Source organism: uncultured Granulicatella sp. (assembly GCF_963515615.1).
Classification (GTDB): Bacteria; Bacillota; Bacilli; order Lactobacillales; family Aerococcaceae; genus Granulicatella.
The window spans coordinates 1-22,060 of sequence record NZ_CAUPZT010000025.1; the positions used below are offsets into that span (position 1 = coordinate 1).

Below are 22,060 nucleotides of genomic sequence, written 5' to 3' on the forward strand. Positions count from 1 at the left end.
CATCTTGAAAGTGACCATCATGTGCCTTCACTGAGAATGAATATACCCCAGGTTGAACTTTTACACCTTCTCTTTTAACGACATAGGCTTCAGTCGGATTTCCGTTTCCATCTACCTTTCCTTCAACAGCTCTAAGTTCTACTCCCGCTGGAAATTGATCTGATTTTATATAAGCATTATCTTTATTCAGGACTACTTTTCCTAGTATTTGTTCCTTAGCAGACATCGGAATATTAATTGCTCCAGTAGCTTTATTTTCATATTCTTTATTTCCTTCAAAAAGAGTATCTGCAGTAGTTAAAACATAAACAGAGTAACCAGTACCGTTAGTAACAGAATTTTCAAAAGTTGTAAAGTTTAATCTGATTTTTTTAGTCAACCCTAAACTATCTGTTATCTCAACAGTTGTAAAATAATTACCTGGTAATTTAGGTAACTTTGTAAATTGAAGATAATATGGTGTATTAACATCATTTATTCTATATAATGAGTCTTTATCATATGATGCTACCGTTTGGAAATCTAAATTATTACTATACTCCCCCTTATCTGGAGCCTTATCATGTCTCAAATCGATTAACTTAGCTTCCACTCCTTCGGATGCTTCTAAGACTGTGAATTTTGTAATTGATAATCCTTGTTTATTATTATTAGCAAAATCTGTTGACCGATCCATTGAAGCATAGATTGGTAACATTGTATAATAACGGTTTGTATCTTGGTTAGTATCCTTAACAGTCTTCCCATGTTGACGAATGAAATAACCAAATGGTGTTGTAGGCATTCGTAATCCATTAATAGTAACTTCTGTTTTCGGAAGATTGTTGCTCACATAATACTCACTTATGTTTCTACTCTCTAAACCAAAAAACGTCTTGACATATTTGTTATCAATAGTCGTCCCATCAGTTCGTGTATCATCCGGATGCCAAAAAAATCTATAACCACCACCTGGTACTAAAATCATAAAACCATAGCGTTTTGTTGCAGTAATTTTTATAGTTCCTGACACTTTTATTTCCGGCCTTGACTTAACATAAATTCCAACCTCATAAGTCCCCTCCATATCTCTTGTAGGTGTTAATGTCTTTGTCAACAGCCCAGTTTCTCTGTTTAGTGTAAATCCCAATCTTTCTGCTCCATCGGTCATTACTAATTCATTTATATCACTATTTGGAAGATTTGAAGCCCCAATCTGATACTTAATTTCATAAGTTTTTTGACCATTTCCAGGTAAAGTCATACTTTCAGAATAAGTAAAATCTTCGGTTAAATTTTCAAGCGTCAAGTAAGGTTGTCCATTTTGGATTGGAGTTGATACTTTTCGTTTATTTCTTACTTTCCCTGGTTCTGATTTTTGAAGTTTAACGGTTACTTTTCCAACAGTACCTTCTGTTAAGGTAAGTTTTTGGCTGGCTGGTGCGCCGTCTGAAAGAACCCAATCTTTTAGTTTTTCATTTGCAGCAAGCGAAGGTTGAATCGTTACTTCTTTTTTCGCTACTGTTTCTGTTGTAGAGACTTTTTCTTCCTTTTCCTCACTTGCTAAGACTAGACCAGACTTCCCATCAACATATTCCACTGTATATTTAAGAGCAACAGTACGTTCTTTAGATGCTTCTGCTTCTCCGAATCCGTCTACTTCGTATACAAATACATTGTCTTCCCCTTCAACAATTTCTTTTGTAAAGGTTGTTGGATTGCCATCTGGTACATAGTAATTTTCTAATTGACTATCATTTGCCAGTTCTCCACCAATTTCTGTGACTGTAACTTTTGCTTTTGCTTCAGTAGTTTCTACTGTCTTCGTCTTCGTTACTTCATGAACTACTTTGTGAGATTTACGATCTAAATAGCGTACTTTGTAGACAATACTTACTGCACGTTTAGGGGTAGTTGCTGCATCATCTGGTTTTGCTTCTGCTTTTGTCGCAGTAGGTGTAGTTGTTTCTTCTTTTGGTTGAGATACAGTATTCTCCATAGATTTCACTGCACTTGTTGATGGATTCTCCTTATTCACCTTAGGAGCATCTGTTGATGTTGATTCAGGTTTAATCACAGCTTCTGGTGATTTTGATGAGGTAATAATTAGATGATCCGTTTCAACTGTTGAAGCATTAGTTTTACTTGGGTTTGATGAATCCGTCGGTTTCACTTCAGGTTTTGCATCATTTTCTTCCGCTTGAACTGTAGGTGCCAATCCGCTCAATAAAAACGCTGACCCCATTAACCCAATTAATACTGAACTTGCACCGTACGCTTTATTTTTACGGATAGAATATATTTGCTTTTGTTGACCTGTATTTTCTTTTTTCACACGCTTACTTCCTTTCTTAATTCTAATTTAGTTTTTTCGTTTTAATGATGGCTTTGAATTACATCAGGGATATAAATAACTTGTTTAGAACTCTCAAAAACTTTTTCTGACTGAGCAATCTCCTCCTCTAAATGTTCTTTTATACGAGTAAAGTCCTCCGTTTCTGAGGTTTCAAACGCATTTTTATAACGTAATAAGAGTTCTTGCAATTCCTTCGATAACTCGGCTTTCTGAGCCACAACTTTGTTCTTCATTTCATTTAATGTATCCATCGTTTGATTAAATCGCTCAAACTCATCTGATATTGTTTTATTCGCAGCATCAATCATCTCTGTTGCTTGTTGTTTAGCTTCCTCTACCAATTGTTTTGATAGCTGTTTTGCATCAATAATAGACTCGCTAATTAACTCTTCTTGAGAGCGATATTTATATAATTGAGCATTCAACTGTTCAATCGCTTCAGATTTCCCAGTAAGTTCTTGTTTGAGAAGTTTATTCTCTTGCTCCAACTTTTTCACTAAGTCCTCTACCTCTTTTTTATGATATCCAAAAAGACTTCTTCTTATATTTTCCATATTTCCTCCTTCTTTCTTGGTTACTAAATTTTTAGAAAAGAATGGTACCTATCCATCATTTTTCCTATTCCACTTCATTTATGTCATACTACTTTACGTAAAAAAATCACATAACATTGTAACATTAGCTGATTAGCGATCTGTCATTCTTTTGAAATTCATACCTCCTTAAAGCTTTTATGGGTCATTTTCAAGGTTCTTAAACAAACAAAAACAGACAACAAAGAAATACCTATCTTTGATAGATAGTGCTCCTTTATTGTCTGTTATAAAAAATGTATTCAAATAAGACAGACTTACCCCTGTCTGTCTGTCTGTCTGTCTGTCTGTCAATGATAGCAACATCTCGATCACCTTGTCAACACTTATTTACTTCCTATTTTATATAAATTCTCAATTCTTTGCAAGCGAAAACACAACATTATTTTGATATATAAAAATACTACACCTATACAGTTCAATATTTAATGATAGAAAAAATACGATACGAACTACTCCCTCATAATTTTTCTCTAAATAAGGATTTATCGAACAACCTAAATAAGAAAAGACTTCCTATAATAGCATGAGCAGTATCAGCCACACGGCTGATACCGCAGGAAACTTCGAGACCTTAGGCTCGAAGTTTCGCCATGAGACCGCTAGGTCTGCTGGCGTCCTAATACTACTATCAAGGAAGTCTAATTCACATAAATTGCACTTGAAATACAAATATAACACAAGGCACTTTGCCACAAGCTCGGATAAAATCCACTAAAATGAAACAATATACAAATTCCAATTATAAAAAGAAGCATTGGAAGTGAATGAAGGAAAGAGTTTATACCAATTCTAATATCTCTTTTAATATCCTTACGAATCCATTCATTAGTATAAGATTCTATAATTTTTGGATGAATAATTCCATAATAAAGTTGAGAACTACTTAATATGATTAAAAGTAAAGACAGCAAATGATATAAATCTAATTCTGTAGCATTTTCAAACACTAAACTTGCTAGTCTATTAGATAGCATCATAATTGAAACAACAAAACAAATAATAACTAAACAAACCCACCAATACATCTGTTTTGATATTGAAAAACTTTTTACAGTATCTTTATCAGAAACTAAAAATCCAAAAATCTCATTTGCCAATAAAAGCCCAGCCATATTCAAATACCATTGCACTTGATTTCCCAACTGCTGAAAAACAAACAATAACAACGTAATTCCAAACAAAGTCCATAAAAATGCAGTTTTATCGGATAATTCTTGTTTCTTCATATAAAAATCCTCACTTTAATCTCATATTTATCCATAAAACAAGAATAGACTTCCTATAATAGCATGAGCAAGAGACTCGCAAGCCGAGGCTTCTGCCGTCCTAATACTACTATCAAGGAAGTCTCATCTTATACGCCTCTCATAAACATCCGTCAAATAAGAATAGACTTCCTATAGTAGCATGGGCAGTATCAGCCTCATAGGCTGATACCGCAGGAAACTTCGAGACCCAGGCTCGAAGTTTAGCCATGAGACCGCAGGTCTGCTGGCGTCCTAATGCTACTATACAAAGGAAGACTCATCTTATACGCCCACTCATAATTATCCGTAAAATAAGAATAGACTTCCTATAGTAGTATGAGTAATATCAGCCATTCTGGCTGATATTACAGGTAAATTCGAGACCCTAGGCTCGAATTTTAGGCAAGAGACTCGCAAGGCAAGGCTACTGCCGTCCTAATACTACTATACTTAGGAAGTCTCATCTTATACGCCCTCTCATAAACATCCGTAAAATAAGAATAGACTTCCTATAGTAGCATGAGCAGTATCAGCCACACGGCTGATACCGCAGGAAACTTCGAGACCCAGGCTCGAAGTTTAGCCATGAGACCGCAGGTCTGCTGGCGTCCTAATACTACTATCACAGGAAGTCTAATCCGAATATCTAAGCTTGGATTAAAGCCAACGCTTCGTTTAAGTGTACAAGGCTACGTTCTTTCCCTAGCAACTCAATCGTTTGCCCTAAAGATGGACCATGAGTTTGACCACTTGTTGCCACACGAATTGGCATAAATAAGTTCTTACCTTTTACACCAGTTTCTTTTTGAACAGCCTTAATCGCTGCCATCACACTAGCTTCATCAAACACTTCTAAAGCTTCTAATTGAGCCTTAAATGCATGAAGTACAGTCGGTACAGTTTCACCTTGAAGCACTTCTCTTGCTTCATCATTTTCCACAACAAAATCTTTTTGGAAGAATAAACTTGAAATAGAAACAATCTCATTCATGTAGCTCATTTGATCATGATATAACGCTACTAATTTATTCGCCCAAACTTGTTGCTCTTCACTCAATGTTTCAGGTAACAAACCTGCTAATTGTAATTGGTGAATCGCTAATGGAGCAACTTCTTCTAATGGAGTTTTCTTCACATAAGTGTTGTTAATCCATTCTAATTTTTTAGGATCGAATGCTGCTGGAGATTTACCAAGACGTTTTTCATCAAAAATTTGAATAAATTCTTCTCTTGAGAAAATTTCATCTTCCCCTTGTGGAGACCATCCTAATAAAGTAATGAAGTTGAACATTGCTTCTGGTAAATAGCCTAAATCTTTATATTGTTCAATAAATTGTAAAATAGACTCATCACGTTTTGATAATTTTTTACCAGTTTCTGTATTAATAATTAATGTCATATGACCAAATCTAGGAGTATCCCATCCAAATGCTTCATACACCATCATTTGTTTTGGAGTGTTCGCAATATGGTCATCCCCACGTAATACATGAGTAATTTCCATAAAGTGATCATCCACTGCTACTGCAAAGTTATACGTTGGCATACCATCACGTTTTAAAATAACAAAGTCGCCACCTACACTACCAGATTCAAAAGTAATTTCACCTTTTACAATATCATCAAATGTATAAGTTCTATTTTGAGGAACTCTGAAACGAACAACTGGAGTACGTCCTTCTGCTTCAAAAGCATCACGTTGTTCTTGCGTTAAATGAGCATGTTGACCACTATAGTGTGGCATTTCTCCATTTGCACGTTGTGCTTCACGTTCTGCTTCTAACTCTTCTTCAGTCATATAGCATTTATAAGCTTTATCTTCAGCAATTAATTGTTCAATTAATGGATTATAAATATGTTCACGTTCTGATTGACGATAAGGCCCTACATTTTTTGGTTTATCTGGACCTTCATCCCAGTCAATACCTAACCAAGTTAAATTTTCTAATTGACTTTCTTCCCCATGAGCAATATTTCTTTTACGGTCAGTATCTTCAATACGAATAATAAATTCTCCACCGTAATGTCTTGCGAATAAATAATTAAATAGAGCTGTTCTTGCATTACCAATATGCAAATGCCCTGTTGGACTTGGTGCATAACGTACACGCACTTTATCTGCCATTTTTTATAACTTCCCTTCTATTTTGTCTATCGTTTCTATTGTAAAACTTTTTAGTTAAAATTGCTATGACTTTAACGCTTTTTCTTTAAAATTCTAGCTGTAATCAGCAAACTATTTTGTTTTTTTCATAAATTCCGTCAATTTTTCAATCACTTTCTGCTGTTGTTCTTTATTTGAAATCGAAGCTTTCCCATCTCCTTTTTGTTCGCCATACATACCAAAACCGCTATGATTTCCACCTTCAATCATAAGTTCTTCACTAGACTTCGGTAAACGAATCTTACTAGCTTCATATTTTTCCAAATTTAAAATCTTATCATTACTTGCTACAATCGATAAAACTGGAATATTGCTACTACTGAAATCAACACTTTTATCTGGATAACTAGCTAGTAAAATCAGTCCTGCTAAGTGATTTTCTTTTTGTAATTTTACAGCATCTAAACTTGCGACAACTCCACCTAATGAATGTCCTGCAACATAAACTTTATCCAATTTTTCTTCTTTTACAATTGTCTCCATGGTTCCCATTTCAAAAATTGGTAAGTTTAATGAAGATTCAATCACATAAGTTGTAACGCCATTCTGCGCTAATCCTTGTGCTATTCCAACATACGCTTGAGGTTCTACTAAAGCTCCTGTATAAAATAATAGCGTCGCTTGTTGTTCTCCTTTTGCATCAAACCGATAATACTGATTCTTTTTTACATATGAATGCTCATTCCACTTCTCCATTGCTTCAGGAGTTCCCCGATAAGTAAACATAAGAATCAATCCATAAAATAATAAAATCAGTGCAAATAACGCTCCAAAAATTCCATAAAACCATTTTCTTTGTCGAGTCATACTTACAACTCCCTTCGTTTGTTAAATTAAAAAACATCCCATCCATCTGACTAAAACAATGGATAGGATGCTTTCAATGTCATTAAATAGCCCAGTCTCCATTACGGAAGATTGGCACAACTGTTCCGTCTTCACGAATACCGTCAACATTCATATTTGGACCACCAATCATGAAGTCCACATGAATATCAGAACGGTTTAAACCGGCTGCAGCTAATTCATCTTCAGTTTCGAATTTCTCTCCACCTTTAACACTTGTCGCATAAGCTGAACCAATCGCTAAGTGGTTTGAAGCATTCTCATCATATAATGTATTAAAGAATGTAATGCCTGATTGAGAAATTGGAGAAGGATCACTTACTAAGGCAACTTCTCCTAACCCACGAGCACCCATATTTTCGAATACTAAGTCTTTCATTACTTGGTCACCTTTTTCAGCAGAAACTTCTACGATTTGACCGTCTTTAAAGGTAACTTTGATTCCTTCGATAATATTTCCGTTATAACTTAATGGTTTTGTACTTGTTACATACCCCTCAGCTACACGATAATCTGGAGCTGAGAAGACTTCTTCTGTTGGCATGTTTGCGATGAAGTGTTCTCCTTGAGCATTGATGCTTCCAGCACTTTCCCACACGTGATTTTTAGGCATTCCTAGAGTTAAGTCTGTCCCTGGTGCAGTGTAATGTAATTTAGCAAATTGTTCTTTATTTAAAACAGCTGCTTTTTTGTCTAATTTTTCTTCATGTTCTTTCCAAGCCGCAACTGGGTCGTCAGCATATACTCGGCAAGTAGTGAAGATTTGATTCCATAATAAATCTACAGCTTCTTCAGTAGATTTTGCTTCTGGGAATACTTTCTTAGCCCATGCGCTACCTGCTGCTGCTGCAACTGTCCAGCTCACTTTATTCGCTTGAGTAGCTACACGCATTGGTTTTAAAGCAACACTTGAAGCTTTCATAGCTTTAGCAAGACGACTTGTATCTACTCCATTTAATGCATCTGGGTCTTTAGACACAATACTTAAACGACTTGCTTTATGGTCTAATAAATAATGCATTTCTTGGACTTTATATTCAGGAACTGTCGTAATACGATCTTCCGCTGCATATAATAAACGCTCACGGTTGATTTCATCATCACTCCATTGAACGATTACTTCGCTTGCTCCTAATTGATACGCTTCTTTTACTAATAAGCGTGCAAATGGTGCTTGTTCCACCTCTGCATAAATCGCCACAGTATGTCCTGGTTGAACATTAATCCCTGTAGACACTAGTAATTTTGCATATTTTTGTAAATTTACATCAAAATTTTCTAATACCATCGTATCTCTCCTTTAAATTAAATACGTTTCTATTGTAACATACTCTTGATAAAACTGCATTATTCCTTTTCTTCATAGAAAACTTCATCTAAATACAAGCCTTGAGGTGGAGCGGTTGGACCTGCTTTTTGCCTGTCTCTTGCTTCTAAAATCTCTTTCATATCTGAGACAGGTCGTAGTCCATCGCCTATTTGAAGACTCGTCCCGACTAATATACGAATCATATTGTATAAAAATCCATTTCCTTCAAAGGTAAAGACTAATTCTCCATCTTTTTCTACAACTTCTGCTTTGGTAACGATTCTAACTTTAGATTCCTTATCCGTCTTTGTAGAGCAAAAACTTGTAAAATCATGTTCTCCGATAACAGCTTGTAAAGCTTCATTCATCTTATTCACATTAACTCTATAAGGATGGTGAAGAGTATATAGACGATTAAATGGATTGACGAATTTTTGAATATTTACACGGTAAATGTATCGTTTCCCCGTCACACTATATCTTGCATGAAAGTCATCACTAACTGCCATCACTTCTCTTGCACAAATATCATCCGGTAATAAACTATTTAATGCTCTTTGTAAATTTTTTTCTGCAATTTTTGTCGGATAATCAAAATGAATCACTTGTCCATTCGCATGTACCCCTGAATCTGTTCTTCCTGATCCACAAACTGGAATATACAATCCCTTTGTCATTTTTCGTAATGCTTTATTTAATTCTGCTTGAATACTGTTGCCATTTTCTTGCACTTGAAACCCTACATAATTCGTTCCATCATAACTTAAAATGACTTTATAACGAAATCCCACTCGATTTCCTCCTTCATAATTCATTCGTCTTATTGTACCATATTCCTGTTCAAAAAGTGGAAAAGACTTTCCCATAGTTAGAAAATCATTCTACTACGGGAAAGTCTTTAATTTAATTGTTGTTTGATTAATCGGACAACTACCGATTTTAGCGCATCTAAATGTTTAGAAATATCTTGTACATTTTTATGAATCATAAAATCTACAACAACATTATCTAACCACAAATCAAAAATATAGTCCCATGTTGTATTCGAAATATGTAAATTGGAGTTTGCTAATAAGTAGGGATAGTCTCTTTGAAGTTTTCTTACTCCATGTTGGATTTCAGCTAAATCCTTATTCAATGCTGAAATTTGTCTTCTTTTGAACCAATTTAAAATCAGACTATCACTAAAAAAATCAAACAACATCCATGTTCTTAATTTCTTCATTCTTGTTTCAGCATGATAAATTTTTCTTAATAAATATCTTAATAGTGTTAAATCCTGTTCCATACTCATTATTGTCCTCTAAAAACAATTAATGCAATTGTTAAACCAACAAGCGTAAGAGCAGTTACTCCATCTTTCTTACCATATGTTAACACACGATATTTTGTTCTACCAGTTCCACCTTGATATCCTCTAGCTTCCATTGCAGTCGCTAAATCTTCTGCACGGTTAAATGAACTCACAAATAATGGAATTAAAATCGGAATAATAGCTTTCATTTGTTCAAATAAATTACCTTCTCCAAAATCTACACCACGAGCTCGTTGTGCATTCATAATCTTTTGAGCTTCATCCATTAATGTAGGAACAAAACGTAAAGCAATTGATAACATTAAAGCAATCTCATGAACTGGAACACCAATTTTCCCTAAAGGTTTCATAATTGATTCCATTGCATCTGCAATTTGTAAAGGAGGTGTTGTTAAAGTCATCAATGTAGAAATAAAAATAATCAATACAAACCGTAAAAAAATATAGACTGCATTAATGACACCGAATGAAGTAATTTTAATAAAGCCCCATTCAAAGTACACATCTCCACCAGTCGTAAAGACCATTTGCAATACAACAGTAAATAAAATAACCCACAATAGTGGTTTCACACCATTCCAAAAGAACTTCATTGGAATTTTAGAAGCTAATAAAGCTACTAATGTGAAAATAGCCAAAATCAAATATGTTAGCCAATTATTCGCAAGGAAAATAATAATAATAAATACAAATGTAGAAATAAATTTAGTACGAGGATCCAATTGATGAACAAAAGAGTCCCCTTGTAAATAGCGCCCTAATAACAATTTATCTAACATTTATTCATTCACCCCACGTTCTTCTAAGATAGCTTCCGCTAACTCATCTAAAGTTAAAGGCATTTTATCAGTAGACCAACCTTTTTCTTTTAATTTCTCAACAAAAGCTAAAGTTGTTGGGACCCCTAATTGTTTTTCTAATAACCAAGAAGCATCTGAGAAAACTTCTTTAGGTGAACCTTCCTTTACAACATTTCCAGATTCAATCACAATCACATGATCAGCATAATCACTGACATCATTCATTTGATGTGTCACTAAAACGATGGTCATATGTTGTTCTTTATTTAATTTATAAAACATCTCCATCATTTCTAAACGACCTTTTGGATCAAGACCTGCTGTTGGTTCATCCAATACTAACACATCAGGTTTCATCGCTAATACACCTGCAATAGCAACACGTCTCATTTGTCCCCCCGATAAATCAAATGGTGATTTTTTCAAAACATCTTCTGGTAATCCTACCGTCTTTACTACTTCAGATGCAATTTTTAAAGCTTCTTCTTCACTAACTCCAAAGTTTTTTGGACCAAAAGCAATATCTTTTTCTACAGTTTCTTCAAATAATTGTGCTTCTGGAAATTGAAAGACTATCCCTACTTTTTTACGTAAAGGTTTTAAATCTTTATTTCCAGTAGTTGAATCAATCGTTTTATCCCCTAATTCAACAATTCCTTCAGTTGGTTTTAATAATGCATTTAAATGTTGTAGAATCGTTGATTTCCCAGAACCTGTATGTCCAATAATCGCAACATAAGAACCATCTTCAATAGAAAACGAAATATCATGTAATGCTCTCATTTCAAATGGCGTACCTGCTTGATATGCAAATCCTACTTGTTTAAAACGGATGTCCATAACCATTCCACCAACCCTTCTTCATCTAAATATTCAGTTGGAACATTTAAACCTTTTTCTTTTAATACTGCTTTTAATTTTTCAGAAAATGGAACATCTAATCCTTTTTCAACTAAAGCTGTTCCCATTTCAAAAATATCTGAAGGTTTACCAATACGATTTACTTTTCCACCTTCCATTAATAACACTCGATCTGCACTTGCAGCTTCTTCCAAATCATGAGTAATAGAAATAACTGTAATCCCTTTTTCTTTATGAAGTTTTTGAATTGTAGAAATCACTTCAAATCTCCCTTGTGGATCTAACATAGAAGTAGCTTCATCTAAAATCACTACTTTAGGTGCTAATGCAATCATACCAGCAATTGCAACACGTTGTTTTTGTCCTCCAGATAATCGTGCAGGTTCTTTATCTTTAAATGGAGTCATGCGAACCATTTCTAAAGAAGAGTTGATTTTTTGAATCATTTCCACACGAGGCATTCCAATATTTTCCAATCCAAATGCAATATCATCCTCTACAGTAGTACCAACAAATTGATTGTCTGGATTTTGAAACACCATTCCAATTTTTCGTCTAGCTTCATAGACAGTTTCTTCTGTTAATAATTGACCATCAATATAAATTGAGCCTTCATTAGGTTCTAATAGTCCATTCATCATTTTTGCTAATGTTGATTTCCCAGAACCATTATGACCAATAATTGCTAACCATTCACCCGGATATACATCGATACTTACATCTGATAATGCTTCTCTTTTATCATCGTCATGATAATGAAAATGAATATTTTTTATTGAAATAACTGGTTGAGCCAATTTCTTCACCTCTTCACCTTTAATTATGTATATAAAATAAAAATATGTATAAAAACAAAAAAAGACACCTTCATGATGAAGTGCCTTCCCGTCATCGCTGACGGGGAGACAGCGAGCTAGACTAAATAATCATGAGAAAGAATAAGGCTACTTTACAGTAGCCTCAGACTTCTCATCCTACATTCGCAAGATGATTATTACCATCATGACGCTCTTTTATAACCATCAAAAAGTGTTTGTTTATCTATTAAACTAATTCAATGATAACCATTGGTGCAGCATCGCCACGACGAGGTTCTGTTTTAAGAATACGAGTGTATCCACCTTGACGTTCGCTGTAACGTGATGCTAAACCATTGAATAATTTTTGTAATGCAGTTTCAACAACGATTTTTTCGCCTTCTTCACGTACATCTGCTACCTCATTACGAACATATGCAGCTGCTTGACGACGAGCATGTAAATCTCCACGTTTACCTAAAGTAATCATTTTTTCAACAGTTGAACGGATTTCTTTAGCACGAGCTTCTGTTGTAACGATGCGTTCGTTAATAATTAAGTCTGTTGTCAAGTCACGTAATAACGCTTTACGTTGTGAACTTGTACGTCCTAATTTACGATAAGCCATTTTTTAATATTCCTCCTTCTTAAGAGTTTCTATTAGTCTTCACGACGTAAATCTAAATTTAATTCGATTAATTTGTGTTTAACTTCCTCAAGCGATTTACGACCTAAGTTACGAACTTTAATCATTTCCGCTTCAGATTTGTTCGTTAATTCTTGTACAGTATTGATTCCCGCACGTTTTAAGCAGTTATAAGAACGAACAGATAAGTCCAATTCTTCAATTGTCATTTCAAGCATTTTCTCTTTTTGAGTTTCTTCTTTTTCGACCATAATTTCTACTTGACGAGTTTCATCTGTTAAATTAACAAAAATATTTAAGTGCTCAGTTAAAATACGAGCTGCTAAACTAATAGCTTCTTCAGGAGAGATTGAACCATCTGTCCATACATCAAGCGTTAATTTATCATAAATATTTTTTTGACCAATACGAGTATTTTCGACTTGGTAGTTCACTTTACTAATCGGAGTATAAATAGAATCAATTGGGATTACACCAATTGGCATATTTTCAGATTTATTATAGTCAGCACGAACATAACCACGACCATTTTTAGCGTTCATACGAACATGGAAGCGATGACCTTCAGCTACTGTACAAATGTATAAATCAGGGTTAAGGATCTCGATATCACTATCATGTTTGATATCTCCAGCAGTTACAACGGCAGGACCAACGATATCGATTTCTAACACTTTATCATCTTCGCTAAAAGATTTTAATGCAATTTTTTTAATATTTAAAATGATTGCAGCAACATCTTCTACCACGCCATCTATTGTTGAAAATTCATGTAACACGCCATCCATTTGGATATCTGTTACTGCAGTACCAGGGAGTGACGATAATAGAATACGGCGTAATGAGTTCCCTAATGTAGTACCATAACCGCGTTCAAGTGGCTCAACAACGAATTTACCAAATTTGGCATCTTCGCTGATCTCAATCGTTTCAATTTTTGGTTTTTCAATTTCGATCATTATTTTTTACCCCTTTCAAAACGTACGTACAATGTGCGATTGTCCAACAAAATTCAACAATAACAATCCATTACACACGACGGCGTTTTGGAGGACGACATCCATTATGAGGGATTGGTGTTACGTCACGAATTGCTGTAACTTCTAAACCAGTAGCTTGTAATGAACGAATTGCAGCTTCACGACCTGAACCAGGACCTTTAACTGAAACTTCAACTGTTTTCATACCATGCTCCATTGAACCTTTCGCAGCAGATTCAGCAGCCATTTGAGCAGCAAATGGTGTTGATTTTTTAGAACCTTTAAATCCTAAAGCACCTGCAGAAGACCATGAAACAGCATTTCCATGTACATCTGTAATCATAACAATTGTATTATTAAATGTTGAACGGATGTGAGCTACACCAGATTCAATATTCTTTTTCACGCGGCGTTTGCGTACAACTTTCTTTGCCATGAAGAATTAACCTCCTTCTTCTCTAAATTATTTTTTCTTACCTGCAATAGCCTTAGCTGGGCCTTTACGAGTACGAGCATTGTTTTTAGTATTTTGACCACGAACTGGTAAACCACGACGATGGCGAACACCACGATAAGAACCAATTTCCATCAAACGTTTGATGTTTAAGTTCACTTCACGACGTAAGTCACCTTCAATTTTTAGTTTATCCACTTCTGCACGGATACGGTCTAATTCATCATTTGATAAATCACGAACACGAGTGTCTTCACTTACATTAGCAGCAGCTAATACTTGTTTAGAAGTCGTAACACCGATACCGTAGATATAGGTTAAAGAAATAACAACACGTTTTTCACGTGGAATATCCACACCTGCAATACGAGCCATACTTTTAAGTACCTCCTTATAAATTATCCTTGACGTTGTTTATGTTTGGGATTTTGACAAATCACCATAACTTTACCATTGCGTTTAATTACTTTACATTTTTCGCAAATTGGTTTTACTGATGCTCTAACTTTCATTTAAGTTCCCTCCTTTATATCATTAACGGAGTCCATTATTTAAAGCGATATGTGATTCTTCCGCGCGTTAAATCGTAAGGTGATAATTCAACCGTTACTTTATCGCCCGGTAAAATCTTAATATAGTGCATCCGGATTTTACCAGATACATGCGCTAAAACCTCATGACCATTTTCAAGTTCGACCTTGAACATCGCATTTGGTAATGTTTCATTAACAATACCTTCAATTTCAATTACGTCTTCCTTTGCCATGCTTCATCCTCCTCACTTTTAAAAAGTTGTTACGGATTTTACTGACGGACTTCTACCGTTATCTAACTTTCTAATTATACCATTTCAGCTACAATAAATGCAAGATAACAGGTTAAGCTTGGTGCGGTTCGCCCATAATTGATTGAATTGTGTTAAACAAATGATCAATCCCGCTTTCACCATCTACATTATGTAAAACTTCTTTTGCATTGTAGTAGTTTAAGATTGGTTTTGATTGTTCAATATTAATTTGAATACGATTTTCAACAGTTTCAGGTTTGTCATCTTCACGTTGGTAGAAATCGTGTTCTCCACAACGATCACATGTTCCTTTTACTTTAGTTGGTTTATTGATTTTGTGATAAGTAGCTCCACAGTTTCTGCAAATGAAACGTCCTGTTAAACGTTGCATTAAAATTTCTGGATTAACATCGATATTGATAACAGCATCAATTTTACGACCTAATTCATCCATAATTTTATCAAGTGCTTCTGCTTGAGCTTGAGTTCTTGGAAAACCATCCAATAAAAATCCGTTTTTAGTATCGTCTGCTTGTAAACGTTCCTTAACAATTCCATTTGTAACTTCATCAGGAACTAATTCACCTTTATCCATAAATGATTTAGCTTTTAGTCCTAATTCAGTTCCTTGTTGCATTGCAGCACGGAACATGTCACCAGTTGAAATATGTGGAATGTTATAAGTAGCAACAATTTTTTCTGCTTGAGTTCCTTTACCTGCTCCAGGTAACCCCATTAAAATAATATTCATAATATCTCCTTTACATTGTAGATGAAGAAAAGACAAAACATTCAAAAATATTTTGTCAATCTTCCTCATTACTCTTGGATAAACCCTTTATATTTACGTTTAATTGCTCGGCCTTCAATTTGACGGCTAATTTCAAGTGCAACCCCAACTACGATTAGTAAGTTTGTTCCACCTAACATTAAACCACGTGGTAGATTCCACAAAGCAGCAGCAACCATTGGTAATAATGAAATACCACCTAAGTAAAGGGCTCCGACTGTACTCAATCTTAAAAGCATTCCAGAAATATAATGTTCTGTTTCTTTACCAGGTCTTACACTTAAGATGTAACCACCTTGTTTTTGTAAGTTTTCCGCAACTTTCTCGGGGTTTACTTGTACAAATGCATAGAAGTATGTAAATACTACTATTAAAAAGATATATAAACTTGCACCTGCTGGTTTTTGGTAATCAAATATATTTGTTGCAACTTGATACCAACTTTCCTCACTATATTGGCCATGAACAGCACTTAATACAGTTTGAGGTAATGCTATAAACGAACTTGCAAAAATTACTGGAATAACCCCTGCTGAGTTAATCTTCAATGGTAACCATGAAGCTTCGCTAGCTCCTGTAGGACGTTTAGAGTAAGAAATTGGTAAACGACGTTGCGCTTGTTCAATATATACAACTAACATCACCACAAGAATGATGGCAACTACTAAGGCAGCAGTAAATCCATATGCACGATATAACTCTTCATCAGCTTTTCCTTGTAATTGATTGACATAAAATTCATAAATGTCATGTGGCATACGAGCTACAATCCCTGCAAAGATTATAATAGATACCCCATTACTAATCCCATTAACAGTAATCATATCCCCTAGCCAAGTAACAAACATTGTTCCTGCAGTTAAAACTAATGCAATCAATAAGTATGTTGAAATACCTGGATTGTTAATTAATCCATAGTTCGCATACGCATTGAATCCAAATGAAATTGCAAACGCTTGGAAGAATCCAATAACAATAGTTAAATAGCGAGTAGCGGTATTTAACTTACGTCGACCAACTTCCCCTTGTTTAGCCCATTCTACGAATGTAGGAAGAATGTCCATTTGTAATAATTGAACTACGATTGACGCAGTGATGTAAGGCGAAACCCCCATTGAAAAGATTGAGAAGTTTGATAAAGCCCCACCACTAAATGTATTTAAAATCCCAAAGAAACCTGACGATGCAAATGATTCAATAGCTGATGCATTAACACCAGGAACTGTAATATGCGTCCCAATTCTGAATACTACTAATACCATTAGTGTATATAATAGACGTTGTCTAATATCTTTTGTTGTGATCGCATTTTTCAGTAGAGAGAACATTAAATCACCTCTACAGTTCCACCTGCAGCTTCAATTGCTTCTTTTGCTGCTTGAGAGAATTTATTTGCTTTAACAGTTAACTTACGTTCAAGTTTTCCGTTTGCTAATACTTTGATACCGTCTTTCTCGTTTTTAACGATACCAGCCTCAACTAGTACAGCAGCAGTCACTTCTTGTCCATCTTCAAAACGGTTTAATGTTTCTAGATTTACGACTGCATATTCTTTACGATTGATATTTTGGAAACCACGTTTTGGTAAACGACGGAATAATGGAGTTTGTCCACCTTCGAATCCTAATCTAACGCCACCGCCTGAACGAGCTTTTTGACCTTTGCTTCCGCGTCCTGCAGTTTTTCCGTTTCCTGAACCTTGACCTCTACCAACACGGTTACGTTCTTTACGTGAACCAGCTGCTGGTTGTAATTCATGAAGTTTCATGTTTCGGGCACCTCCTCTTATAAGTTGATTAATTAAACTTCCTCAACATCCACTAGATGTGATACTGTGTTAACCATGCCTTTGATAGCATCGTTAGCTGGTTTTACAACTGTTGAACGAATTTTTGTTAAGCCTAAAGCTTTACAAGTATCAATTTGGTTTTGAGGACGTCCAATCAAGCTTTTCTTTAAAGTGATCTTTAATTCTGCCATTTTCAATGTCCTCCTATCCTAATAATTCTTCAACTGATTTGCCACGTAATGCAGCAACATCTTCAACACGTTTTAATTGTTTCAAACCTTCGATTGTAGCACGAACCATGTTTACAGGTGTGTTTGAACCTAAAGATTTTGAAGTTACATCAGCGATACCTGCTAATTCAACAACGGCACGAACTGGTCCACCTGCGGCAACTCCAGAACCGGCTTGAGCTGGTTTTAGTAATACATTACCACCGCAGAAACGTCCGATAACTTCGTGAGGAATTGTAGAACCACTTGTAGGTACTTCAATTAAGTTTTTCTTAGCATCTTCGATTGCTTTACGGATTGCTTCTGGAACTTCTTGAGCTTTACCAGTACCGAATCCAACATGTCCATTACGGTCACCAACTACAACTAAAGCAGCAAAACGTAAACGACGTCCACCTTTAACAACTTTTGTTACGCGGTTAATCGCAACTACACGATCTTCTAATTCTAAGTTTCTTGCATCAATATTAACCATGAATTGTGGGTCCTCCTTTTCCTAGAATACTAGTCCATTTTCACGTGCAGATTCAGCTAATGCTTTTACACGTCCATGGTATAAATATCCACCACGGTCAAAGACTACTTTCTTAATATTTTTTTCAAGTCCACGTTCTGCAATTAATTTACCAACTGCAACAGCTTCCTCAGTTTTTGTTCCATTTTCTACATTTGTATCTAAAGTAGAGGCACTTGCTAGCGTCACACCCGCTACGTCATCAATAAGTTGAGCGTAGATGTTTTTGTTAGAACGAAAAACGTTCAAGCGTGGGCACTCAGCAGTACCAGAAATTTTGCGACGAACACGTGCGTGACGGTTTTGACGCACTTTATTTTTGTCTGGTTTTGTAATCACAATTTTCACCTCTTATAATATATTTTTATGCGACTAATAGCGCAACAAAAGGTAAATAATTACGAAAATTATTTACCTGTTTTACCTTCTTTACGACGTACAAACTCGTCAACGTAACGAATACCTTTACCTTTATATGGTTCTGGTGGACGTACGCCACGAATGTTAGCAGCTAATTCGCCAACTTTTTGTTTGTCATAACCTTTAACGATTACTTTAGTATTTGAAGGAACTTCGATTTCTAATCCTTCTTCTGGAGTGAATTCCACTGGATGAGAATATCCAACGTTTAATACAAGATTTTTACCTTGTAATTGAGCACGATACCCAACCCCGATTAATTCCAATTCTCTTTGGAATCCTTCAGTAACACCAACAACCATGTTGTTGAATACTGCGCGAGTTGTTCCGTGGATTGTTTTGTTTTCTTTTGAGTCATCTGGACGAGTGAAAACAACTTCACCTTCGTTTTGAACTAATGTGATATTTTGGTTGAATGTATATGATAATTCACCTTTAGGACCTTTAACAGTTACTGTATTGTCCTTTAAGTCGATTGTTACGCCTGCTGGGATAACAACTGGTTTATTTCCGATACGGCTCACTTGGCTGCACCTCCTTGTTTTCTAGATTACCAAACGTATGCTAGAACTTCTCCACCTACGTTTTTAGCTCTTGCTTCTTTATCTGTAATAACACCTTCAGATGTTGATACGATTGCGATACCTAAACCGTTTAATACTTTAGGGACTTCGCCTGTTTTAGCGTACACACGTAAACCAGGTTTTGAAATACGTTTCAATCCTGTGATTACACGTTCGTTATTTTTTCCATATTTCAAGAATACTTTAATGACACCTTGCTTACCATCTTCTTCAACAGTGAAGTCTTTGATAAATCCTTCAGATTTTAAGATGTTAGCAATAGCCACTTTAATATTTGATGACGGAACTTCTAAAGATTCGTGACGAACCATGTTCGCATTACGAATACGAGTTAAGAAATCCGCGATTGGATCTGTCATAACCATTAATGAGTACCTCCTTTATCAAGTAGTAATGATTACCAACTTGCTTTCTTCATTCCTGGGATTTGCCCTTTATAGGCAAGCTCACGTAAACAAATACGGCAAAGTTTGAATTTACGATAAACTGAATGTGGTCGACCACAACGTTCACAACGAGTATATTCTTGTGTTGAATATTTTTTTGGACGTTTGTTCTTTGCGATCATTGATTTTTTAGCCAAACTACTCGCCTCCTGTGAGTTTTATTTTATTTTTGGAAAGGCATTCCAAGTTGAGTTAATAATTCTTTAGCTTCTTCATCTGATTTAGCTGTAGTTACGATAACGATATCCATACCACGTACTTTGTCTACACGATCGTAGTCAATTTCAGGGAAGATTAATTGTTCTTTCACACCTAATGTGTAGTTTCCACGTCCGTCAAATGATTTTTTAGAGATTCCACGGAAGTCACGTACACGAGGTAATGAAACTGTTACTAATTTATCTAAGAAATCATACATACGTTCGCCACGTAAAGTAACTTTAGTACCGATAGGCATACCTTCACGTAAACGGAAACCAGCGATTGATTTTTTAGCTGTAGTAACAACTGGTTTTTGACCAGAAATTAATGTTAATTCTTCAACTGCTTTTTCTAAGTTTTTAGCATTTGATGTAGCATCACCAACACCCATGTTGATAACGATTTTTTCTACTTTAGGTACTTCCATAATTGATTTGTAGTTAAACTTTTCCATTAAAGAAGCTACCACTTCGTTTTTGTATTTTGCATTTAAGCGATTCATGCAGGATGGTCCTCCTTCCTAAAATTACTTATCTAGTACTTCACCTGTGCGTTTAGACACACGAACTTTTTTACCATTTTCAACCTTGTAGCTAACACGTGTAGCTGCACCTGTTGAAGGGTCAATTAGCATTACGTTTGAAACATGAATTGGTGCTTCCATTTCAACTACGCCGCCTGTTTGGTTAGCTTGAGATGGTTTTTGATGTTTCTTAACAATGTTTACACCTTCAACAAGAACTCGGTTTTGTTTAGGAAAACTTTTTAGGATTACTCCTTCTTTTCCTTTGTATTTACCTGAGATTACTTTAACTTTATCACCAGTTTTTACGTGCATGTGTTACACCTCCTTCGATTTTGATGAGAATTATAATACTTCTGGAGCTAATGAAACGATCTTCATATAGTTGTTATCACGTAATTCACGTGCAACTGGTCCAAAGATACGTGTTCCACGAGGGCTCTTGTCATCACGAATGATTACACATGCGTTTTCGTCGAATTTAATGTAAGAACCGTCTTTACGACGAGCTCCTGATTTCGTACGAACGATTACAGCTTTAACAACGTCACCTTTTTTAACAACCCCACCTGGTGTTGCTTGTTTAACAGATGCAACGATTACGTCACCGATGTTAGCTGTTTTGCGGCCAGATCCGCCTAGAACTCTAATTGTCAATACTTCACGAGCGCCTGAGTTATCAGCCACTTTTAAACGAGTTTCTGTTTGAATCACTATTGGTTCCTCCTTTCAAATGTATACACAATTTGAAATTAAATAATTACTGCTTCTTCAACAATCTCAACTAAACGGAAACGTTTTGTTGCTGACAATGGACGAGTTTCCATAATCTTAACAATATCACCGATTTTAGCTGAGTTATTTTCATCATGAGCTACAAATTTTTTCGTATATTTAACGCGTTTTCCGTAAGTTTTGTGACGTTTGTAAGTTTCAATAGCAACTACAATAGTCTTTTCCATCTTATCTGAAACAACGCGACCTTGATACACTTTACGTTGGTTACGTTCTACAGTCATGTTCATTGCCTCCTTTGCTGATGATTATTTTTGCAATTCTTCTTGACGCAATGCAGTCTTGATACGCGCAATTTGTTTACGTACTTCACGAATGCGTGCTGTACCTTCTAATTGACCAGTAGCAAGTTGGAATCGTAAGTTGAATAGTTCTTGTTTTAATTCTTTTTCTTTTTCAACAAGTTCAGCAGTGGATAACCCTTTAAGTTCTTTTCTAAGTGCATTAACCTTCATTCGATTCACCACCATTTTCTTCGCGTTTCACAAATTTTGTTTTAACTGGCAATTTGTGTGATGCCAAACGTAAAGCTTCACGAGCTACTTCTTCTGAAACTCCAGCAATTTCAAACATGATTTTACCACGTTTAACTGGTGCTACCCAACCTTCAGGTGCCCCTTTACCAGAACCC

32 protein-coding genes are annotated in these 22,060 nt (G+C 35.5%); all 32 read right to left on the reverse strand.

Features of this window, described 5'->3' with window-relative positions:
• A partial coding sequence (locus RYL55_RS05330; protein WP_315007926.1) for a hypothetical protein occupies positions 1-2,314 on the reverse strand: 2,314 nt, incomplete at its 3' end.
• 41 nt (positions 2,315-2,355) lie between these two features.
• A complete protein-coding gene (locus RYL55_RS05335) occupies positions 2,356-2,889 on the reverse strand; it encodes a DivIVA domain-containing protein (protein ID WP_315007928.1) in 534 nt (177 codons plus the stop codon).
• 680 nt (positions 2,890-3,569) lie between these two features.
• The gene (locus RYL55_RS05340) at positions 3,570-4,157 is read right to left on the reverse strand and encodes a hypothetical protein (protein ID WP_315007929.1); all 588 of its coding nucleotides are present in this window, start codon (positions 4,155-4,157) and stop codon (positions 3,570-3,572) included.
• 667 nt (positions 4,158-4,824) lie between these two features.
• Complete coding sequence (gltX, locus tag RYL55_RS05345) at positions 4,825-6,303, reverse strand: glutamate--tRNA ligase (RefSeq protein ID WP_314354470.1); 1,479 nt, start codon at positions 6,301-6,303, stop codon at positions 4,825-4,827.
• Positions 6,304-6,414: 111 nt separating this feature from the next.
• Entirely contained in the window at positions 6,415-7,149 is a 735-nt protein-coding gene (locus tag RYL55_RS05350; RefSeq protein WP_315007931.1) for an alpha/beta hydrolase, read from the reverse strand.
• An 82-nt stretch (positions 7,150-7,231) separates the two neighbouring features.
• The gene (locus RYL55_RS05355) at positions 7,232-8,476 is read right to left on the reverse strand and encodes an aminopeptidase (protein WP_315007933.1); all 1,245 of its coding nucleotides are present in this window, start codon (positions 8,474-8,476) and stop codon (positions 7,232-7,234) included.
• Positions 8,477-8,535: 59 nt separating this feature from the next.
• Entirely contained in the window at positions 8,536-9,288 is a 753-nt protein-coding gene (gene truA, locus RYL55_RS05360; protein WP_315007935.1) for a tRNA pseudouridine(38-40) synthase TruA, read from the reverse strand.
• Between the two features lie 107 nt (positions 9,289-9,395).
• Positions 9,396-9,791: a hypothetical protein gene (locus RYL55_RS05365; RefSeq protein ID WP_315007938.1), complete on the reverse strand. Its 396-nt coding sequence runs from the start codon at positions 9,789-9,791 to the stop codon at positions 9,396-9,398.
• A complete protein-coding gene (locus tag RYL55_RS05370) occupies positions 9,791-10,591 on the reverse strand; it encodes an energy-coupling factor transporter transmembrane component T (RefSeq protein WP_315007940.1) in 801 nt (266 codons plus the stop codon). Before RYL55_RS05370 ends, RYL55_RS05365 begins: the two co-directional genes overlap by 1 nt.
• Positions 10,592-11,452: an energy-coupling factor ABC transporter ATP-binding protein gene (locus RYL55_RS05375; protein WP_315007942.1), complete on the reverse strand. Its 861-nt coding sequence runs from the start codon at positions 11,450-11,452 to the stop codon at positions 10,592-10,594.
• On the reverse strand, positions 11,428-12,279 hold the full coding sequence (locus RYL55_RS05380) for an energy-coupling factor ABC transporter ATP-binding protein (protein ID WP_315007944.1): 852 nt from the start codon (positions 12,277-12,279) through the stop codon (positions 11,428-11,430). The genes RYL55_RS05375 and RYL55_RS05380 overlap by 25 nt, the downstream gene beginning before the upstream one ends.
• A 238-nt stretch (positions 12,280-12,517) precedes the next feature.
• Positions 12,518-12,898, reverse strand: coding sequence for a 50S ribosomal protein L17 (rplQ, locus tag RYL55_RS05385; protein WP_314078330.1), 381 nt, complete (start codon positions 12,896-12,898; stop codon positions 12,518-12,520).
• 32 nt (positions 12,899-12,930) lie between these two features.
• Positions 12,931-13,875, reverse strand: a complete 945-nt coding sequence (locus RYL55_RS05390) for a DNA-directed RNA polymerase subunit alpha (RefSeq protein ID WP_314078328.1) — start codon at positions 13,873-13,875, stop codon at positions 12,931-12,933.
• Between the two features lie 70 nt (positions 13,876-13,945).
• Complete coding sequence (rpsK, locus tag RYL55_RS05395) at positions 13,946-14,332, reverse strand: 30S ribosomal protein S11 (RefSeq protein ID WP_005607440.1); 387 nt, start codon at positions 14,330-14,332, stop codon at positions 13,946-13,948.
• A 27-nt stretch (positions 14,333-14,359) separates the two neighbouring features.
• Positions 14,360-14,725, reverse strand: coding sequence for a 30S ribosomal protein S13 (gene rpsM / locus RYL55_RS05400; RefSeq protein WP_006703292.1), 366 nt, complete (start codon positions 14,723-14,725; stop codon positions 14,360-14,362).
• Between the two features lie 23 nt (positions 14,726-14,748).
• Positions 14,749-14,862, reverse strand: a complete 114-nt coding sequence (gene rpmJ / locus RYL55_RS05405) for a 50S ribosomal protein L36 (RefSeq protein ID WP_005607444.1) — start codon at positions 14,860-14,862, stop codon at positions 14,749-14,751.
• Between the two features lie 35 nt (positions 14,863-14,897).
• Positions 14,898-15,116 carry a translation initiation factor IF-1 gene (gene infA, locus RYL55_RS05410; protein ID WP_005607446.1) on the reverse strand — a complete coding sequence of 73 codons (219 nt, stop codon included), beginning with the start codon at positions 15,114-15,116 and terminating at the stop codon, positions 14,898-14,900.
• 112 nt (positions 15,117-15,228) lie between these two features.
• Positions 15,229-15,888, reverse strand: coding sequence for an adenylate kinase (locus RYL55_RS05415; RefSeq protein ID WP_315007946.1), 660 nt, complete (start codon positions 15,886-15,888; stop codon positions 15,229-15,231).
• Positions 15,889-15,956: 68 nt separating this feature from the next.
• Entirely contained in the window at positions 15,957-17,255 is a 1,299-nt protein-coding gene (secY, locus tag RYL55_RS05420; protein ID WP_315007948.1) for a preprotein translocase subunit SecY, read from the reverse strand.
• Positions 17,255-17,695 (reverse strand): 50S ribosomal protein L15, encoded by a 441-nt coding sequence (gene rplO, locus RYL55_RS05425; protein ID WP_314078323.1) that lies wholly within the window; start codon positions 17,693-17,695, stop codon positions 17,255-17,257. The genes secY and rplO overlap by 1 nt, the downstream gene beginning before the upstream one ends.
• 32 nt (positions 17,696-17,727) lie before the next feature.
• Positions 17,728-17,907: a 50S ribosomal protein L30 gene (rpmD, locus tag RYL55_RS05430; protein ID WP_006703288.1), complete on the reverse strand. Its 180-nt coding sequence runs from the start codon at positions 17,905-17,907 to the stop codon at positions 17,728-17,730.
• A gap of 13 nt (positions 17,908-17,920) precedes the next feature.
• Positions 17,921-18,421 carry a 30S ribosomal protein S5 gene (gene rpsE / locus RYL55_RS05435; protein WP_006703287.1) on the reverse strand — a complete coding sequence of 167 codons (501 nt, stop codon included), beginning with the start codon at positions 18,419-18,421 and terminating at the stop codon, positions 17,921-17,923.
• 21 nt (positions 18,422-18,442) lie between these two features.
• The gene (gene rplR, locus RYL55_RS05440) at positions 18,443-18,808 is read right to left on the reverse strand and encodes a 50S ribosomal protein L18 (RefSeq protein WP_314078319.1); all 366 of its coding nucleotides are present in this window, start codon (positions 18,806-18,808) and stop codon (positions 18,443-18,445) included.
• 59 nt (positions 18,809-18,867) lie between these two features.
• On the reverse strand, positions 18,868-19,404 hold the full coding sequence (rplF, locus tag RYL55_RS05445) for a 50S ribosomal protein L6 (RefSeq protein ID WP_314111477.1): 537 nt from the start codon (positions 19,402-19,404) through the stop codon (positions 18,868-18,870).
• Positions 19,405-19,430: 26 nt separating this feature from the next.
• Positions 19,431-19,829, reverse strand: coding sequence for a 30S ribosomal protein S8 (gene rpsH / locus RYL55_RS05450; protein ID WP_314078314.1), 399 nt, complete (start codon positions 19,827-19,829; stop codon positions 19,431-19,433).
• Positions 19,830-19,861: 32 nt separating this feature from the next.
• On the reverse strand, positions 19,862-20,047 hold the full coding sequence (locus tag RYL55_RS05455; RefSeq protein WP_005607459.1) for a type Z 30S ribosomal protein S14: 186 nt from the start codon (positions 20,045-20,047) through the stop codon (positions 19,862-19,864).
• A 26-nt stretch (positions 20,048-20,073) separates the two neighbouring features.
• Complete coding sequence (gene rplE / locus RYL55_RS05460) at positions 20,074-20,613, reverse strand: 50S ribosomal protein L5 (protein ID WP_006703283.1); 540 nt, start codon at positions 20,611-20,613, stop codon at positions 20,074-20,076.
• A gap of 24 nt (positions 20,614-20,637) precedes the next feature.
• Positions 20,638-20,949 carry a 50S ribosomal protein L24 gene (gene rplX / locus RYL55_RS05465; protein ID WP_006703282.1) on the reverse strand — a complete coding sequence of 104 codons (312 nt, stop codon included), beginning with the start codon at positions 20,947-20,949 and terminating at the stop codon, positions 20,638-20,640.
• 30 nt (positions 20,950-20,979) lie between these two features.
• On the reverse strand, positions 20,980-21,348 hold the full coding sequence (gene rplN, locus RYL55_RS05470) for a 50S ribosomal protein L14 (protein ID WP_005607465.1): 369 nt from the start codon (positions 21,346-21,348) through the stop codon (positions 20,980-20,982).
• A 38-nt stretch (positions 21,349-21,386) separates the two neighbouring features.
• Positions 21,387-21,653 carry a 30S ribosomal protein S17 gene (rpsQ, locus tag RYL55_RS05475; RefSeq protein WP_006703281.1) on the reverse strand — a complete coding sequence of 89 codons (267 nt, stop codon included), beginning with the start codon at positions 21,651-21,653 and terminating at the stop codon, positions 21,387-21,389.
• Positions 21,654-21,677: 24 nt separating this feature from the next.
• Positions 21,678-21,884, reverse strand: coding sequence for a 50S ribosomal protein L29 (rpmC, locus tag RYL55_RS05480; RefSeq protein WP_006703280.1), 207 nt, complete (start codon positions 21,882-21,884; stop codon positions 21,678-21,680).
• On the reverse strand, positions 21,874-22,060 hold a 187-nt coding region (locus RYL55_RS05485), incomplete at its 5' end, for a ribosomal protein L16 (protein ID WP_315007952.1). The genes RYL55_RS05485 and rpmC, both read right to left, overlap by 11 nt.

Coding starts and splice junctions, on each gene's coding strand:
- RYL55_RS05335 (WP_315007928.1), bottom strand. CDS start 2,889: ATGGAAAATATAAGAAGAAGTCTTTTTGGATATCATAAAAAAGAGGTA.
- RYL55_RS05340 (WP_315007929.1), bottom strand. CDS start 4,157: ATGAAGAAACAAGAATTATCCGATAAAACTGCATTTTTATGGACTTTG.
- gltX (WP_314354470.1), bottom strand. CDS start 6,303: ATGGCAGATAAAGTGCGTGTACGTTATGCACCAAGTCCAACAGGGCAT.
- RYL55_RS05350 (WP_315007931.1), bottom strand. CDS start 7,149: ATGACTCGACAAAGAAAATGGTTTTATGGAATTTTTGGAGCGTTATTT.
- RYL55_RS05355 (WP_315007933.1), bottom strand. CDS start 8,476: ATGGTATTAGAAAATTTTGATGTAAATTTACAAAAATATGCAAAATTA.
- RYL55_RS05365 (WP_315007938.1), bottom strand. CDS start 9,791: ATGAGTATGGAACAGGATTTAACACTATTAAGATATTTATTAAGAAAA.
- RYL55_RS05370 (WP_315007940.1), bottom strand. CDS start 10,591: ATGTTAGATAAATTGTTATTAGGGCGCTATTTACAAGGGGACTCTTTT.
- RYL55_RS05375 (WP_315007942.1), bottom strand. CDS start 11,452: ATGGACATCCGTTTTAAACAAGTAGGATTTGCATATCAAGCAGGTACG.
- rplQ (WP_314078330.1), bottom strand. CDS start 12,898: ATGGCTTATCGTAAATTAGGACGTACAAGTTCACAACGTAAAGCGTTA.
- RYL55_RS05390 (WP_314078328.1), bottom strand. CDS start 13,875: ATGATCGAAATTGAAAAACCAAAAATTGAAACGATTGAGATCAGCGAA.
- rpsK (WP_005607440.1), bottom strand. CDS start 14,332: ATGGCAAAGAAAGTTGTACGCAAACGCCGCGTGAAAAAGAATATTGAA.
- rpsM (WP_006703292.1), bottom strand. CDS start 14,725: ATGGCTCGTATTGCAGGTGTGGATATTCCACGTGAAAAACGTGTTGTT.
- rpmJ (WP_005607444.1), bottom strand. CDS start 14,862: ATGAAAGTTAGAGCATCAGTAAAACCAATTTGCGAAAAATGTAAAGTA.
- infA (WP_005607446.1), bottom strand. CDS start 15,116: ATGGCAAAGGAAGACGTAATTGAAATTGAAGGTATTGTTAATGAAACA.
- RYL55_RS05415 (WP_315007946.1), bottom strand. CDS start 15,888: ATGAATATTATTTTAATGGGGTTACCTGGAGCAGGTAAAGGAACTCAA.
- secY (WP_315007948.1), bottom strand. CDS start 17,255: ATGTTCTCTCTACTGAAAAATGCGATCACAACAAAAGATATTAGACAA.
- rplO (WP_314078323.1), bottom strand. CDS start 17,695: ATGAAACTTCATGAATTACAACCAGCAGCTGGTTCACGTAAAGAACGT.
- rpmD (WP_006703288.1), bottom strand. CDS start 17,907: ATGGCAGAATTAAAGATCACTTTAAAGAAAAGCTTGATTGGACGTCCT.
- rpsE (WP_006703287.1), bottom strand. CDS start 18,421: ATGGTTAATATTGATGCAAGAAACTTAGAATTAGAAGATCGTGTAGTT.
- rpsH (WP_314078314.1), bottom strand. CDS start 19,829: ATGGTTATGACAGATCCAATCGCGGATTTCTTAACTCGTATTCGTAAT.
- rplE (WP_006703283.1), bottom strand. CDS start 20,613: ATGAATCGCTTAAATGCAAAATACAAAAACGAAGTGGTAGCTTCTTTA.
- rplX (WP_006703282.1), bottom strand. CDS start 20,949: ATGCACGTAAAAACTGGTGATAAAGTTAAAGTAATCTCAGGTAAATAC.
- rpsQ (WP_006703281.1), bottom strand. CDS start 21,653: ATGACTGTAGAACGTAACCAACGTAAAGTGTATCAAGGTCGCGTTGTT.
- rpmC (WP_006703280.1), bottom strand. CDS start 21,884: ATGAAGGTTAATGCACTTAGAAAAGAACTTAAAGGGTTATCCACTGCT.